17 protein-coding genes are annotated in these 15,360 nt (G+C 64.0%); 11 read left to right on the forward strand and 6 right to left on the reverse strand.

Features of this window, described 5'->3' with window-relative positions; all coding sequences use genetic code 11:
* Positions 1-17: 17 nt before the first annotated feature.
* On the reverse strand, positions 18-1,157 hold the full coding sequence (locus QYR03_RS03265; RefSeq protein WP_301712809.1) for a cytochrome P450: 1,140 nt from the start codon (positions 1,155-1,157) through the stop codon (positions 18-20).
* Positions 1,158-1,240: 83 nt separating this feature from the next.
* Here QYR03_RS03265 and QYR03_RS03270 point away from each other — a divergent pair, with 83 nt between their 5' ends.
* The 4 genes from QYR03_RS03270 (at position 1,241) to QYR03_RS03285 (ending at position 3,962) form a co-directional block, all read left to right on the forward strand.
* Positions 1,241-1,915, forward strand: a complete 675-nt coding sequence (locus QYR03_RS03270) for an amino acid-binding ACT domain protein (protein WP_301712810.1) — start codon at positions 1,241-1,243, stop codon at positions 1,913-1,915.
* A gap of 240 nt (positions 1,916-2,155) precedes the next feature.
* Complete coding sequence (locus QYR03_RS03275) at positions 2,156-2,644, forward strand: helix-turn-helix transcriptional regulator (RefSeq protein WP_259850958.1); 489 nt, start codon at positions 2,156-2,158, stop codon at positions 2,642-2,644.
* Positions 2,644-3,699, forward strand: a complete 1,056-nt coding sequence (locus tag QYR03_RS03280) for a serine hydrolase (RefSeq protein WP_259850957.1) — start codon at positions 2,644-2,646, stop codon at positions 3,697-3,699. The genes QYR03_RS03275 and QYR03_RS03280 overlap by 1 nt, the downstream gene beginning before the upstream one ends.
* Positions 3,696-3,962, forward strand: a complete 267-nt coding sequence (locus tag QYR03_RS03285; protein ID WP_301712811.1) for a hypothetical protein — start codon at positions 3,696-3,698, stop codon at positions 3,960-3,962. The genes QYR03_RS03280 and QYR03_RS03285 overlap by 4 nt, the downstream gene beginning before the upstream one ends.
* Before the next feature lie 13 nt (positions 3,963-3,975).
* Here the strand turns inward: QYR03_RS03285 and ligA are convergent, their stop codons facing one another.
* A complete protein-coding gene (gene ligA, locus QYR03_RS03290; RefSeq protein WP_301712812.1) occupies positions 3,976-6,030 on the reverse strand; it encodes an NAD-dependent DNA ligase LigA in 2,055 nt (684 codons plus the stop codon).
* Positions 6,031-6,046: 16 nt separating this feature from the next.
* A complete protein-coding gene (locus tag QYR03_RS03295; protein WP_301712813.1) occupies positions 6,047-6,826 on the reverse strand; it encodes a MerR family transcriptional regulator in 780 nt (259 codons plus the stop codon).
* A gap of 82 nt (positions 6,827-6,908) precedes the next feature.
* On the opposite strand from QYR03_RS03295, the gene QYR03_RS03300 reads away from it, so the two are divergent.
* Positions 6,909-7,586, forward strand: coding sequence for a 3'-5' exonuclease (locus QYR03_RS03300; protein ID WP_259850951.1), 678 nt, complete (start codon positions 6,909-6,911; stop codon positions 7,584-7,586).
* 15 nt (positions 7,587-7,601) lie between these two features.
* On the opposite strand, the gene QYR03_RS03305 is transcribed toward QYR03_RS03300, so the two are convergent.
* The 3 genes from QYR03_RS03305 to mnmA all read right to left on the reverse strand — a co-directional run bounded on the left by QYR03_RS03305 (position 7,602) and on the right by mnmA (position 10,101).
* Complete coding sequence (locus QYR03_RS03305; RefSeq protein ID WP_301712814.1) at positions 7,602-8,000, reverse strand: hypothetical protein; 399 nt, start codon at positions 7,998-8,000, stop codon at positions 7,602-7,604.
* 65 nt (positions 8,001-8,065) lie between these two features.
* Positions 8,066-8,938: a methionine synthase gene (locus tag QYR03_RS03310; protein ID WP_259850947.1), complete on the reverse strand. Its 873-nt coding sequence runs from the start codon at positions 8,936-8,938 to the stop codon at positions 8,066-8,068.
* A complete protein-coding gene (mnmA, locus tag QYR03_RS03315) occupies positions 8,935-10,101 on the reverse strand; it encodes a tRNA 2-thiouridine(34) synthase MnmA (RefSeq protein ID WP_259850946.1) in 1,167 nt (388 codons plus the stop codon). The genes QYR03_RS03310 and mnmA overlap by 4 nt, the downstream gene beginning before the upstream one ends.
* A gap of 104 nt (positions 10,102-10,205) precedes the next feature.
* Here mnmA and QYR03_RS03320 point away from each other — a divergent pair, with 104 nt between their 5' ends.
* From QYR03_RS03320 to QYR03_RS03345, 6 genes are all read left to right on the forward strand, one after another.
* Entirely contained in the window at positions 10,206-11,351 is a 1,146-nt protein-coding gene (locus QYR03_RS03320; RefSeq protein WP_301712815.1) for a sensor histidine kinase, read from the forward strand.
* Positions 11,348-12,034, forward strand: a complete 687-nt coding sequence (locus tag QYR03_RS03325) for a response regulator transcription factor (protein ID WP_259850944.1) — start codon at positions 11,348-11,350, stop codon at positions 12,032-12,034. The genes QYR03_RS03320 and QYR03_RS03325 overlap by 4 nt, the downstream gene beginning before the upstream one ends.
* An 83-nt stretch (positions 12,035-12,117) precedes the next feature.
* Complete coding sequence (locus tag QYR03_RS03330; protein ID WP_259850943.1) at positions 12,118-13,035, forward strand: ABC transporter ATP-binding protein; 918 nt, start codon at positions 12,118-12,120, stop codon at positions 13,033-13,035.
* Positions 13,032-13,778, forward strand: coding sequence for an ABC transporter permease (locus QYR03_RS03335; RefSeq protein WP_259850942.1), 747 nt, complete (start codon positions 13,032-13,034; stop codon positions 13,776-13,778). Before QYR03_RS03330 ends, QYR03_RS03335 begins: the two co-directional genes overlap by 4 nt.
* 3 nt (positions 13,779-13,781) lie before the next feature.
* Positions 13,782-14,531: an ABC transporter permease gene (locus tag QYR03_RS03340; protein ID WP_259850941.1), complete on the forward strand. Its 750-nt coding sequence runs from the start codon at positions 13,782-13,784 to the stop codon at positions 14,529-14,531.
* Between the two features lie 11 nt (positions 14,532-14,542).
* Positions 14,543-15,355: a spermidine synthase gene (locus QYR03_RS03345; RefSeq protein ID WP_259850939.1), complete on the forward strand. Its 813-nt coding sequence runs from the start codon at positions 14,543-14,545 to the stop codon at positions 15,353-15,355.
* Positions 15,356-15,360 lie beyond the last annotated feature (5 nt).

A 15,360-nucleotide genomic window follows, 5' to 3' on the forward strand; every position in this document is an offset into this window, starting at 1 on the left:
ACGTCACGCGGGATTGCTCAACCGCGAGCGGTAAGGCGCACGGGAAGCGACGCCCAGCCACCCACCGGGTGGATCTCCCGTTCCCCATCGCCCGCACGCGACAACTCCACGGCCGCGCAGAGCTCTTCGGTGAACGCCTGCAGCTCAATCACGGAGAGGTCCTTGCCCGGGCATGCGTGCGGGCCGGCGCCCCAAACCAGGTTCTGCGGCGCGTTCGCCTCCGGATCGAAGCCGTCGACGTCGTCAAACGTCTCCGGGTCGCGGTTGGCGGCGGTCCAGTGGATGCGCACCTTCTGCCCCTCCGGCAGCTCCACACCGTCGAGCGACACGGGGCAGGTGGTGATGCGCCGGTTGCTTACGAACGGGGAATCGGCACGGAGGATCTCGTCGGCTATCGCTGTGAACTCGGCGCGGGAGACACCTTGACCCAAGCGCTCCTTGAGCTCCGGGTGCTGGATCAAGGCTTCGACGATCACGCCGATGCAGTACGCCATGGAGCTCAGGTCTCCTGCGGTCCAGTTGCGCAGAATGGAGACGACCTCCTCGAATTCCAGCGGGCGGCCAAGGCTGTCGTCGTAAATCAGGCGCGACGTCACCGAATCATCCGGATTCTCCTGCAACGGTGCGACGACGGAACGGATGATATCGTCGAAACGCTCCGCCACCGCGGCCGTGCGCTCGAGCTGCCCGGAACGGGTGGCCGCATTGTTGTCCGCGACCCACGCGACCAACTCCTCGTTGACCTCTGCCGGCCACCCCAACCAGGCGGTCATCGCGCGGACCGCGAATTGCGCGCCCACGTCCCCCACTGCGTCGACCATGCCTTCCTTTGCGGCATCGGCGATGATGGCCCGGGCAATCTCCCGGAACGCCGGTTCGAGCCCCTCGACGGCGGGAGCATCGAGGTAGCGCTCGATCATCGTGCGGACCTTGGCGTGCTCTTCACCGTCAAGGCCGTTGGGCAGCTGCATGAAGCGCGACACGGCGGAAGAAAACTTCTCCGGTGTCTCGGCCACCTCGCGCGCGAGGTCATGCCCTGTGACAACGACCTCGTCGCCGTCCTTCGCCAGCCTCGTTCCGGCGCCGAGCAGGGCGTCCGCGAATGCGCGGGGCTCAGTTCCCGCCAGGGTGGACTCGTCGAGTCCATTCGGCTGCATTATTTACCTCCGATCGGGTTGAATCTGTCCGGCCCCCGATCGTACGCCCGCCCTGGACATGCCAGCTTGCTATAAATAGGTCCATGTCCTACCTGATCCGCGTCGTTTTGCCCGATACCCCCGGCAGCCTCGGTGAGCTCGCCGAGGCCTTCGGCATGATCGACGCGAATATCAAGTCTGTCGACATCGTCGAGACCACGTTCAACGACGGTGCCGCGCTGGTCACCGACGATATCGTGGTTGAGCTGCCCACGGGCACCATGGTCGATTCGCTCATCACCGCCGCCGTGTCTGTCGACGGAGTGGAGGTCGATTCGATCCGCCCGTTCACCGGCCGCGTCGACCGCCGCGAGCAGGTGCAGATGCTGGCGCGCGTCGCAAACCAAGTCAACGACCTGCCCGCCGCAATGCAGGAACTCGTTTCCGTCATGCCGCTCGCCTTGACATCCTCGTGGGCGGTCGTCCTTCGCGACACCGGCAAAGGCAGCGAGCGCGTCGCCGCATCCCAGGCTGCACCGGGAGACGACGGTTCCGCGCCCGCGCTTATCGACGTCTCCCATGCCCGCATCCTCCGCGACGACACCGACACATGGGTGCCGGAGGCATGGTGGCTCCTCGATTCCACCCTGGCGGTCACCCCCCTCGGCACGACCGGCCTCTACTTGATCGTCGGCCGCACCGGCGGCCCCGACTTCCTCGCTTCCGAAGTCACCCACATCGGCGACCTCGGTGCGATCGTCGGCGCCTTGGTGCGTTAGTTCCGCCTCCGGGAGCCACCACCCCACTAAGGCCATCTCAAAGCGCGCTCCGACGCGCTTTTTCAATGCCCCCACTTTCTCAATGCCCAAACTCTGAAACACTGACCAACCCAAGAATCCTCGACAATTGCAAACATATTTTATAATATTGGAGTTGTGGACCAGCAGATTACTAAACTGACTCAAAACGATTCCATTTTATTGGAGCGGTTAGGGGCGCTCGAGGAGCGCGTCGCCGCCTTGGAATCCCAAGCATCATCGTCCGGCGGCACCTCCCCGCTCACCCGTACCACCGGCGACTACTGGGTCGTCGACGGAGTGGAGGCATCCCGGCCGCAAGCTGGCGCGCAGGCTGGAACAGATAACGGGCCAGATAATGGCGCGCTCGTCTTCGGCGGCTCCGTCCGCGTCGGCGGCCACGAATACGCGTACCAGTGGCAGCGCGAAACGGACTATCTGCTGGGCCACGAATGGGACGAGTACACCGAGCGAATCGCCGCTATCGCGCACCCTATCCGCGGAGCGATACTCCGCCGGCTCCTCACGAAACCTGCGTCAGTCGCGGAACTCGTGGAGGAAGCAATCGTTTCTTCCACCGGCACCGGCTACCACCACCTGGGAGCCCTGCAGGACGCGGGGTGGGTAGCCAAGCTCAACGGCCACTTCGAGGTGCGCCCCGCCCGCGTCGTCCCACTGTTGACCATCATCGCAGCAGGAGAAGATCACTGATGACCACTAAGCAAAACAACCGCAACCAACAAAGGCATTTCGGTCCCGCAGCGCTCATCGTCGCTGGGGTCGCCGCTCTCGCGACACTTTCATTGCTCATCGCGTTCGGGCCCCGCCCCATCGCGTTGGCAACGCAGCGTACCGGCGAGGAGGAAATCTCCACTCTGTTGGAAACGGGCGCCGACCCTGGCTCCAACGAGCTCGCCGCTTTCGTCAGCGAAGGCGGGGAGGTCCGCTTCGGCGGCCTGGGCGCAGACGAGAACACTGAGTTTGAAATCGGTTCTCTCACCAAGACGTTCAACGGCGAACTCGCCCGCCAGCAGATCGAGGCTGGCACCCTGCGCCTCGACACTCAAGTCCAAGACATTATTGACGCCGCCGGCACTCCCATTGCTGATGTCACCGTGGAAGAGCTTCTCAACCACACGTCCGGACTGTCGCGGCTCGAAAGCATTGGTCTCCCGCAGTTCCTCTCCATGATGCTGCGCAACGGCGGGAACCCGTACCGCGGAGATACCCCAGAGGATATTTTCGCTGCTGCCACTAATCCGAAGTTGAAGCTTAAAGGCCGCGGCGAGGAGAATTACTCCAATTTCGGCCATGCGCTGCTCGGTCAGTTGCTCGCCAAGAACGCAGGTATGAGCTACGACGAGCTCCTCCGCACGAAGATCCTCGAACCCGCCGGCATGACTTCGACGTTCCTCGCCCTGCCCGGAACTGCCGACGGTCATCCGCAAGGACTCACTTTGGCTGGCCGTCCCGCGGAACGGTGGGAAATGAATGGCTGGGCACCCGCTGGCGCGATTCGCTCCACTGCCAAGGACATAGCGAAGTACGTCGACTGGATCTCCGCGCACGGTGGCCCGGACCTCGGCTGGGCTGAGTTGGAGGACGGCGGAACGGCATACACCTTCCACAACGGCGGCACCGGGGGCTACAGCACGATGCTCGTCTGGGACCCTGCGAATCCCCGGCGCGCCGCCTTCGTGGCTAATTCCAGCGAAGCGAGCGTCGACGACCTCAGCATCACACTATTGAAAGGAACCCAGCGATGATTAATTTGGTACTCACGATCGTTATTCTCGCGCTCGCCACGTTCACTGCGGTGCGCGGAGTACGCTCCCCCATTGTCGGGCTTATCGACGCCGTCTTCACCGTCCTCATCGTCTTCCTCCTGGCCCGCGGAATGAGCTGGAATACCGACCTGCCTGTGTTTGCGTGGTGGTTGCTCGCTCTCTGGGGCGCAGCCCTCGTCGGGTTCCAGGCTGCCCGTGTGGTGGCACGCCCCCAGAGCGCCGGTGAGCACCGCACCACCTAAATGAGGTCTCCCGCTACACCGCGCCGGTTTCAAGCAGCTGCTCGAACTGGGCTTCGTCCAAGATCGTGATGCCCAGGTCGCGGGCCTTCTGTTCTTTGGAGCCGGCGTTTTCACCAACAACGACGTAGTCGGTCTTCTTCGACACTGAACCAGACGCCTTGCCGCCGCGTGACAGGATCGCCTCCTTGGCGCTGTCGCGGGAGTAATTCTCCAGGGTGCCAGTGACAACGACAGTCAGGCCCTCCAGCGTTTGGGGTGCCGCATCCTCGACGTTGTCTTCCATGGTCACGCCGGCAGCCGCCCACCTATCGACGATCTCCACGTGCCAGTCCACTTCGAACCAGTCCTTGAAGGATTCGGCAATGATGGCCCCCACACCGTCGGTCTCCGCGAGCTCGTCCACCGACGCGGCGCGCAGAGCATCCATCGACTTGTAGCGCGCCGCCAAGGCACGCGCCGCCGTCGGTCCGACGTGGCGGATCGACAACGCCACCAGCACCCGCCACAGGTCTGTGGACTTCTTCTCCTGCAAGTTCTTCAAAAGCTTCTTGCCCGACGCATTGATCTGCCCGTCTTTTCTCGTGTACGTAGACGACTTTTCTACATCGTCGGAGGTGAGCGAGAAGAGGGTGGATTCGTCGATAAGCACGCCCGAGGCGATGAGGTCGTGCGCGCCTTTCTCGCCGAGTGCCTCAATGTCGAATGCCCCGCGGGAGGCAATGTATTCCAAGCGCGCGCCGAGCTGCGCCGGGCACGAGCGGGTGTTCGGACAACGCCAGTCCGCGTCGCCTTCCTTCGCGGGCGCGAGCTTCGTGCCGCATGCCGGACAGTTCTCGGGGAAGACGAATTCGCGCTCCGTGCCGTCCCGCAAGTCCGCGACCGGCCCAAGCACCTCCGGTATGATCTCGCCCGCCTTGCGCACCACCACCGTGTCGCCGATGAGCACGCCCTTGCGCTTGACTTCCGTCTGGTTGTGCAGCGTCGCCATGGACACTGTCGAGCCGGACACGAACACCGGCTCCATGACCGCGTACGGCGTCGCGCGGCCCGTTCGGCCGATAGAGACCTCGATGTCGAGCAGCTTCGTGGTCACCTCCTCCGGCGGGTACTTGTAGGCGATGGCCCAGCGCGGTGCACGGGAGGTGAACCCCAGCTGGCGCTGCGCAGCCAAGTCGTCGACCTTGACCACCACACCGTCCATCTCGTGGATCGCGTCGTGGCGGTGGTCGGCCCAATAGGCCACAGCCTTCTGCACGTCTTCGGCTGTCTCTGCCTTCCTGGTGTACTCGCTGACCGGCAGCCCCCACGACGCGAGCTTCTCGTACGCGTCGTGCTGCGAGGTGAACTCCACGCCCTCACGCGCCCCGATTCCGTGGCAGATCATGTGCAGCTTGCGCTTGCGCACAGCCTCCGGGTCTTTCTGGCGCAGGCCGCCCGCGGCTGTGTTGCGCGGATTCGCGAACGGCTTGCCGCCTTCCTTTTGGCGCAGCTCGTTGAGCTCCGGGAAATCCTCCGGCCGGATGAACACCTCGCCGCGGACCTCGACCAGCGCCGGCGCGTCACCGGTCAGCTCGTGCGGGATGTCCTCGATCACCTTGGCATTGGCTGTGATGTCCTCGCCGACGCGGCCGTCGCCACGCGTTGCGGCGCGCACGAGCGTTCCATTCTCGTAGACCAAGTCGATCGACAGCCCGTCGATCTTCAGCTCCGTCAGGTACGGCCCCGGCGTCTTGGCCAGCCAGTCCGCCAGCTCCTCGGCCGAGAACACGTTGTCCAGACTCGTCATCGGCTCGAGGTGCTCCACATCCGCGAACGCGGTGTCAGCTGTTGGTGCGCCGACCTCCTTCGTCGGCGAATCCGGCACCGCCAACTCCGGGTGGTCCTCCTCCAGCTTCTGCAGGCGGCGGAACATCCCGTCGAATTCCGCGTCGGTGATCACCGGGTCGCCGTTGTAGTACAGGTCCCGGTGGTGGCGGACTTCCTTGGCCAGCTCCGTCCACTCGCGGAGGAGGTCCTTGTCCACTGTTTCTTCGGTGCCGTCCGGTGCGTTGTTCTCAGTCACGGGCATTAAGTCTAGAGATGTGTCACCACTGCGGGTTGTCGATATCCACCCCCTCGGCCGCGGCCTGGGCTTCGACGAGCCCGAGCAAGTAGTCCTGCGTCCCGCCGTACGATTCGTGGAAGCGCACATCACCGACGTACATGCGGGCGAGAATCAGCTGCCGCGACGGCGTGACCTCGTACCACCTTCCGATCAACGCGCGGTGCTTATCGACGAGCCCCTTCGCCTCCTCCGAGCCTGCCGCGACCCCGTCCTTCTGGGCCTGCTTCAGTTCGGCGACGAACCCTTCGTGCTCCCGCTGCAGAGCAGCGAAATCGTTCTCACCCATCTGGGCAAGCTTCTCCTGGGACTGCGCCCATTCGCGGGTATCACCCCAGCGTTGCTCGGCTTCAGCCTGGTATTCCGGCATCTTCTCGCCGAGGTACTTCTTCATTGCGTCCATGTTGATTACTCCTTCGCCGGATTGTCCGGATTCTTCGATGAGTGCGTCCACTGCCTCCAGTTGGCTGCTCACAGCGGCCAACTGGTCGGCCAGTAGCGCCCGGTGGCGGGTGAGGGCGGTGCGGAGGGTGTGGGAAGGGGCGTCGATAAGCTTTGCGATGTCGCCGAGCGGCATGCCCACACCGCGGTAGAGCGCGATCGCGGCGCCCCGCTCGATGTCATGGTCCGTGTAAACGCGGTAGTCGGCCGCGGTCCGCCACGGATCGAGCAGGCTGCGCGCCTCCCAGTGCCGCAGCGTCTTCGTCGTCACGCCGAGCATCGCTGCGGCTTCTCCGATTGTGTACTCCGTGTACTCACCCATGACCACAGTGTGAACGTTGACGTTGGGGCAAGGTCAAGCACTTCAGCAAAAACGTGTCGCGGTGCTCATTAGAATGGGCGACATGCCTACTTTCGACGCGAAGCGGATGCTCTCCTTCGACCTGGAGACCACGTCGGCGAATCCGCGGGAGGCACGCATCGTGACCTCTGCACTCGTGCGTATCGACGGCCGCGACGTCACCGCCACCGAGCACCTCGCCGACCCCGGCGTGGAAATCCCCGAGCAAGCCGCCGCGATCCACGGCATCTCCACCGAGAAGGCCCGCGCCGAGGGCCGCCCCCATGACGACGTCCTGCGCGAGACCGTCGAGACCATCAGGCAGGCCTGGGACGACGGGTTCACCCTGATCGTTTTCAACGCGCCTTACGACCTGACCGTACTGCGCACCCTCACCGGCGACTTCACCGTCACCGGCCCCGTCTACGACCCCCTGCTCATCGACCGCGCCATGGACCGCTACCGCAAAGGCGGCAAACGCAACTTAGGTGCCCTGTCCGACTTCTACGGCGTGCAGCTGGACAACGCCCACGAGGCCACCGCGGATGCCATGGCCGCCGCCCGCATCGCCTGGAAGCAGGTCAACAAAGTCTGGCCAGAGCTGTCGCAGAAAGAACTCGACGAACTCATGGAATTCCAGGCGGTCAAGCACTTCGAGATCCAGACGGACTTCCGGAAGTACTGCGAATCCCGCGGCCGCGACACCTCCGGTATCTCGACTAGCTGGCCGATGATCAGCTAGCTGCCAACGCGGGCTTTAGCCGATGTGGCTGAGTTCGGGCGTGTTGTGCACTTGCTCGACAAACTCCGCGACTCCGGCTTCGTCGCCGCAGGTGTCGATTGCGACCTTCTTCCCGCTGGCGAATTCCACCATGAGCACATCAGCTTTTGGTTCTTGGTGGAGTGCGGCGACCTCCGCAACGGGAACAATGCTCTCGCCATCCCCGGCATCGTAGGTCACCGTGCCGTCACCAATGGCGACGGAGTGCTTACCCGAGAAAGGAAGCATCACGACTCCCAGGGCGAGGCCGATGGTGAAGGAGATGAGGAGATCGTCGAAAAGCAGCCAAGACGCGATCATGAATCCGACGGCGGTCCCGATACACAGGACCCAGTTGCTCTCTTTCTTCTGCCACTTCAGCCCGTTGTTTCCCATGCTTCCATCATATCCGCTAGAGGCGTTGAAATGGGTCTATAGGCTGTTTATGGCCAAACTCATAGCTATCGACGGTTGGGGGCGACCGCTTCCGCCATCTCCGCCGCCGCATGGTAATTCGCAGCCGTTTTCACAAGCGTCGGTCCGGGCTGGGCGTAGACATCGACCTCGGTTTCCGCCGGGTCGATCTGGAGCCTGTCGAAGAGGTTGAACACCTCCCGCGGCTCCATCACGGGTACCGCGATGCGCGCCCCGCGGTCGAGCGCACCAGCCAACGCGTCTAGGTCCAGCGCGGCGGCAAGATCCACGGTGAACCAGTCTGCGTCGTAAAGCGGCTCCGGGCTGTTGACCAGGTGCACGCCGAACATTCCGAGCACATCCAAGACGCGCTCGGTGGGCACTGCAGGGATCTCCTCGTAGTCGGTAACGCCCTTCACCGTCCCGTTCCGCACCGCGGCAAGGGACGGCTCATCGAGCTGCAGCACCGTCCGCGCGCCGAACCGCTTTTCGACGTCTCCCCTATGCTCCCCCACCGCCTGCACGAGCGCGTCGGCGATGTCCCGGGTAGCGCCGCGGTCGGTGATCATCCGGTGCTCGTTTGACATCTCGATCTGGGCGGCGAGCGTCCAGGGCCCGACGAGCTGCACCTTCACCTCGTCGACTTTGCCGTCCCACAGTTCCTCCAGTTTGTCGAGGTCGCGCTCGAACTGGTCGCGGGCGCGCATGGTGGCCAACTGCGGCCGGCGCGTGACCCTCCAGGAGCGCGGACCGATGTCGAGGTTGAGAGGCAGCAGTGCCGCAGTCCGGCCGACTAGGTCCGAGCCGACACCCCGCGCGGGCAGCTGCGGCAGATGCGGCAGCGGGCTCTCGGAGAGCACCACGTCCGCCGCCTGGACGAGATCGGTGCCCGGCATGGTCCCCAGCCCGAACGCTGTCACGCCGACTCCGCGCCGGCGGTTTCTTCGCCGGTGTCATCTGCACCGGCCGATCCGGCACTGGCGGTGTCTGCGCCGGCCGACTCAGTACCGCAGATGGTGCCGGAGCCCAGCACGATATCGCCTTGCCCGTCCGGGTCCGGCAGGTAGAGCACAGCAGCCTGGCCGCGTGCCACGCCGGAAAGGGGCTCGGCCAGAGCCAAGGTCATGGTGTCGGAATCCACATCAACGTGTGCGCGACACGGCACTACACCACCGTGGGCACGGATCTGGACGTTCGCATCGAACTCGCCCTCCATCGCCGGGTGGAGGACTTTGAGGCGGTCGGCGTGGATGGTAGTCACGTCCAAAGCGGCGCGGGGGCCGACGGTGACTGTGCCGGTCGCGGCGTCGATGTCCGTGACGTACCGGGGCTTGCCGTCGGCGGCAGGCACCCGGATATTCAAACCCTTGCGCTGGCCGATCGTGTACTGAAACGCGCCATCGTGCTCTTTGAGCTCCTCACCGTCCTGGTCGACGATCATGCCGGGGCGCATGCCGATCGACTTGCCCAGAAATGCCTGGGTGTTGCCGTCGGGGATGAAGCAGATGTCGTAGGAATCCGGCTTGGAAGCCGTGGAGAACCCGTGGGCGGCGGCCTCCTCGCGGATCTGGGGCTTCTCGGTGTCGCCCACCGGGAAAAGGCACCGGTCGAGCTCGTCGCGCGTCATCACGCCGAGCACGTAGGACTGGTCCTTGTTCGCGTCGATGGAGCGGCGGAGGTTGCCGGCGTCGTCGATAAGCGCGTAGTGCCCCGTCGCGATCGCGTCGAAACCGAGCGTGACCGCGCGCTCGAGCAAGGCCGCGAACTTGATCTTCTCGTTGCAGCGCAGACACGGGTTGGGGGTCTCGCCGCGCGCGTAACTCTCGACGAAATCGTCGATGACCTCTTCTTTGAAACGGTCAGAGAAATCCCACACGTAGAACGGGATGCCCAGCTTGTCGCACACGCGGCGCGCGTCGGCGGAATCCTCCAGCGAACAGCAGCCGCGGGCGGATTCGCGGGTCTGCTGCGCGTCCTTGCTCAAGGCGAGGTGGACGCCGACGACGTCGTGTCCGGCGTCGACAAGCCGCGCCGCCGCCACAGAGGAATCGACGCCGCCACTCATTGCTGCCAGAACTCGCACGAGGCGGAGTGTACTCGGGGTCGACCGCGGACGGAAAATGCGAATCCAAACGTGATACCGAGGTACGACGTGAATGACGATCCGAGAAATTACCCTTGCGAGACATGAGTGAAACACCGACGACTAGCCGACGCGCCGTCTCCGTCTGGCTCACTGACGCCGGCCTGGCTTTCGTGCTCGTAGGGTTCGGTCTCCTCGGCCCGCTCTCGTCAGGGCTTCGCGCCGCCGACGCTGCTGTGGTCGCGTGCGTCGCCGCTGCGCCATTCACTCGCTGGCGGTGGCCGGCCGTGACCATCGGTGTGTGCGCCGCAGTGCTAGCGACTAGCGCCTTCGCAGAAATGCTGCCTACTGGCACTATCACACTGGCTGTATTCACCGGCTACATGGCAATCCGTCATCTTCCCGCATCGCACCGTCTCATTGTCGCGGCCGCTCTGCTCGGCGGAGACATCGTGGCCACGATGTTCATCGTTCCCGGTCTCGTCGCCTTGCCATTGAACCAGCGGGTTCCCTACATCGCTTGGAGCGTTACGCTGCTCACCGTAGGGTTCCTCTTCGGCGAGCTGCGCCGCCGGGCGGAAGAATCAGCGGCGGCAGAGCTCCAAACCCAGCTCGAGCGCCAGCGCGAGGAATTCGAGCGCGCAGCAGCGGAGCAGCGTGCGCATCTCGCCCGGGAGATTCACGACATCGTGACGCATTCGCTCACCGTCATCGTGGCGCAGGCCGACGGCGCACGTTACGGCGCCTCGCCCGACGACGCGCTGCGCACGATCAGCTCTGTTGGACGCGACTCACTGCGCCAGATGCGGGGCGTCGTAGGCTTGCTGCGCGAAGGAGAGCAGCGCCCGGTCCAACCGCACGTTCCGGAACTCGATATCGACGGACTCGTTGCCACCAGTAGCGCAAGCGGACTGCGTATCACTTACAGCGTCGACGGCACACCGCCCACGCTTGACCCCGGCACGACGCTGACGATCCACCGCATCGTCCAAGAAGCGCTCGCCAACGCAATGAAGCACGGCAACGGCACCGCTCGTCTCGCTGTTTCCTGGCTCCCAGACGAGGTCGCGCTTCGCCTCGAGAACGACTTCACGCCCGGCACCGCGCACAAGCTCGGACACGGTCTTCGTGGCATGCGCGAACGCGCATCGCTTATCGACGGCTCCCTCACCTCATCCCCTTCAGATCACAGCACGTGGGTCACCGAAGCTCACCTGCCCCTACGGCGCGCAGATAAGGTCGAGCCATGACCTCCTCCATCGGTCTTGTCGACGACCAGCTGCTCTTTCTCCACGGAATCCGTGCAGTGATCGATTCCCAGCCGGACCTGTCAGTGCACTGGCTCGCCAGCAACGGTGAAGAAGCTCTTGCGGCGATGGCCGCTGATCCGATCGACATCGTGCTCATGGACATCCAGATGCCGGTGCTCGACGGCATTGCGGCCACCCGCCAGTTCTCGCATCGCTTTCCCGGCACGAAGGTGATCATATTGACCACATTCGACGACGAAGGCTACGTCATGGGTGCGTTGTCCGCGGGGGCAAGCGGGTTCTTGCTCAAAGATGCCGAGCCAGACACTCTTTTGGGCGGTATCCGCACCACCGCCGCCGGCGATGCGGTGGTTTCGCCGAGAGCGACGAAACGGATCATCGATAAGCTCAGCTCCTCTTCTTCTGAAGACGCTGTCCTGCTGTCTCCTTCCGACCGCCTCGCCTTGGACGAGTTAACCGAGCGTGAGACCGAGATCCTCGTCGCCGTCGGACGCGGATGGACGAATACGGAGATTGCCGAGCGCATGTTCATTTCTATGCCGACGGTGAAAACACACGTCGGGCGCGTGCTTGCTAAAACGCAATCGCGCGACCGCGTCCACGCCGCGCTTTTCGCCTACCGCACCGGCCTTGTTGGACGGGCTGACCTGCTGGATTCCTAAGCCGAGTCATACCCGGGTACGACTGCAGAAATCATGCTCCGCGCCGACGCGGAAACCCCTGGTTGTGCGGAAATCTATTGGGCATGGAGACATCATCAATCATCAGGACTGAAGGTCTGACGAAGACTTACGGGGGCACGACGGTCGTCGACAAGCTGAACCTCGACGTCACGGCAGGCACCGTGCACGGACTGCTCGGACCGAACGGATCAGGTAAATCGACCACCATGAAAATGCTGCTGGGACTGGTCACGCCAACCAACGGCGAGATCGCAATGCTCGGGCGGCCAATGAACCGCGCGACCCGCCTTGAAGTGCTCGCCGGCGTGGGCTCGCTTATCGAAGCACCTTCCGCGTACCCGCACCTGACCGGCGGCGAGAACATGAAGATCGCGGCGCGGCTCTTCGGTGCCTCGCCCGTGGATGCGCAGCGCGCCATCGAGCTTGTGCGCTTGGGCAACCACATGGACAAACTGGTCAAGAACTACTCACTCGGTATGAAACAACGCCTCGGCATCGCGATGGCGCTTGCCCGCGACCCGCAGCTGCTCATCCTCGACGAACCCACCAACGGCCTCGACCCGGCCGGCATCGAGGAGATCCGCGCTCTCATTGTCAGCCTCGCCCGCGACGAAGGCCGCACGGTGCTGGTTTCCAGCCACTTGCTCTCTGAAATTGAGAAAATGGCTTCGAATCTGACCATCATCGACCGTGGCTCACTCATTTTTCAGGGCTCACAGCAACAGCTTTACGACGCCCAACTCCCCGACCTTTTCATCCAAACCCCCTCCGCGGATGCCGCCGCCCAGTTGCTTGCTGCCCTTCGCCCCATCCCGGCGGCCGGTGGACTCGAACTGCAGGGTTTGAGCGACACCCAAGTCGCAGAAGTCTGCGCCCACCTTGTCAGCCGCGGCATTCCACTGCACCAAGTCGTGCGCAAGCGTCGCAGCCTAGAGGAGATCTTCATCGGCCTGACGGGACGGGAGGGTTTGAGCGCATGATCATCGAGATTGCTAAATTGCGCCGCACCAAGGTCGTGCTGCTCGGCTTCCTGCTGTGTGTGGGCATTGTCCTATTTGCTGGAATGAATCTCTTCGCTGGAGGACGCATCGAGGATTTCCGTGCTGACCCCGAGATGTCCTGGGCCGGCCACCTTGTCGGCTACGGCATGGCGCTAGCTTTTCTGTCGCCGTTGCAATTAGCGGTCGTCGCCAGCCGCGTGGCGGACACTGAGAACGTGGGCGGCGGGTGGCGCCTCAACGCCATCGCTGGTGTGCCGCCTGGCACGTTGGTTGTGCGCAAATTCGGTGTGGCGGCGGTGCTTGTTGCGATGTTCAAATTCGTCGAGTTCACGACGATCCTGGCCTTGCCTATCCTTGCCGGGGCTCCCGCGCCGGGGCCCGAAATGTTGGTCACCTGGGCGCTTTTCGGCCTCGGCGCGCTCGGAACCTCGCTTGCCCTGCTCGCGGTGATGCTATGGCTGGCAGCCGTGACCGACTCCCAGATCGTCGTACTCGCGATCGGCGTCGTAGGTGGTTTCCTCGGCATTGCCGCACTTTTGTCGCCGACGTGGCTCGCCGCTGTCAATCCGTTCGGCTACTTCGCGATGCTCGTCCCGTTCACGTTCGACGACTCAGGAACCGCGCCGACTGCACCGCATTGGCTTGCATGGGGTGCCTACATCGTCGTTGTCGGTGCTGTATTCGCCGCAGCAACGCGCATGCTCAACCGGAAGGAGCTTTAGAGAATGGATTTACTGCGCAACGACCTCATGAAATACCGCCGGTCACACCTGTGGGCAGTGCTCACCCTCGTTCCGCTGATCGCTGTGGCTATCGGGGCCGGCAACTATGTCGGCAACCAAGGTCAGCTCGATGCCGGGTGGACAAGCTATCTCTCCCAGATCATGCTCTTCTACGGGATGATCTTCATGACATCCGGCATCGCGATCATCGCCTCCGCTGCCTGGCGCGTCGAGCACCGTGGCCACAACTGGCATTCCCTGCTCACCTCCACCCGCCCGGCGGGAAGCCTGATCGCCTCCAAGATCGCTGCGATCTCGCTTGCAGCGGCGGCTATGCAGGCCGTGCTCGTCGTCCTAGCCGTCGCGGTCGGACTGGTCCTCGGGGTGCCAGGCGCGCTGCCCGGTGAATTCTTCGCGGTAGCATTTCTCTCGCTGCTGCCCACCGTGGCTGTCGCTGCCTGGCAGTCCTTCCTGTCGATGCTGATCCGCAATTTCGCAGGCCCCGTCGCCATCGCTTTGGTCGCCAGCATCATTTCTTTCGGAATCGTTGCCTCCGGTGCTTCTTTCGCTCGCTTCCTCCTGCCGCCGGGACTGCTGAGCGACACCCTGTGGCTGGGCAGCTCCGCAGTCGCCGGATCCGGGGCGATAGACGCATCAACGGTCGTCGAAGTCGCTCTCGCGTCCATCGTCCTCACGCTGGCCGGGTGGCTCGCCGCCACGGCTTATCTACGAACAACAGATGTGCGTCTGTAGTCTCAGCGTCTATGGCCCAGAAAAGCGAGACGATCGAGATCGACACCGGAATCGCGGAGATCATCCACGAACCAGACGGGTCGATGCTCCTCATGGTCAACGATGTGCCCAGCTCGCACATCGTGCCAGGTGAGCCGGAACGGCTGGATTTCGAGTACATGCGCTGGATCGCGGCGGCCGTCGAAGAGACCCGCGCCTGGGAAAAGCCGCGCCTTACGCACCTCGGGGGCGCGGGCTGCTCGCTGCCCCGCTATTTCGCGCACGTGTGGCCGTACTCGCGCAACACGGTCGTCGAGTGGGACATGGGATTGGCGGAGCTCGCGCGCGAGAAATTCGACATCCCGCGCTCCCCGCTGGTGAAGATCCGCGTCGGCGACGCACGCGAGGTCACCGACAGCTTCGTCGATGCGTCGCGCGACGTGATCATCCGCGACGTTTTCGAGTCAGCGACGACACCGCGCAGCTTGACGACGCTCCCCTTCTACCAGTCCTGCCTCCGCTCCCTCTCGCCAGACGGCCTTTACGTGGCCAATTGCGGCTCCCGCGGCGACCTCACCGAGGCTCGCGAAGAACTCGCCGGCATGGCTGAGGTCTTCCCGCACGTAGCCGCGATCGCCGACCCGCCGATGCTCAAGGGCCGGCGCTACGGCAACATCATTTTGCTCGGGTCGGCGTCCGAAATACGCGACACCCCCCAGCTGACCCGCAGGTTGCTAGGGGGTGGGGTACCCGCCCAATTCAAGGGCGATGCGTGGGCGCGGGAGATGGCGGCGTCCGCGGCACCGCGCCACGATCCGGAGAGCGAACGCCCGCCGGAGGCGTGACAGGC

The organism is Corynebacterium sp. P4-C1, assembly GCF_030503595.1.
GTDB lineage: Bacteria > Actinomycetota > Actinomycetes > Mycobacteriales > Mycobacteriaceae > Corynebacterium.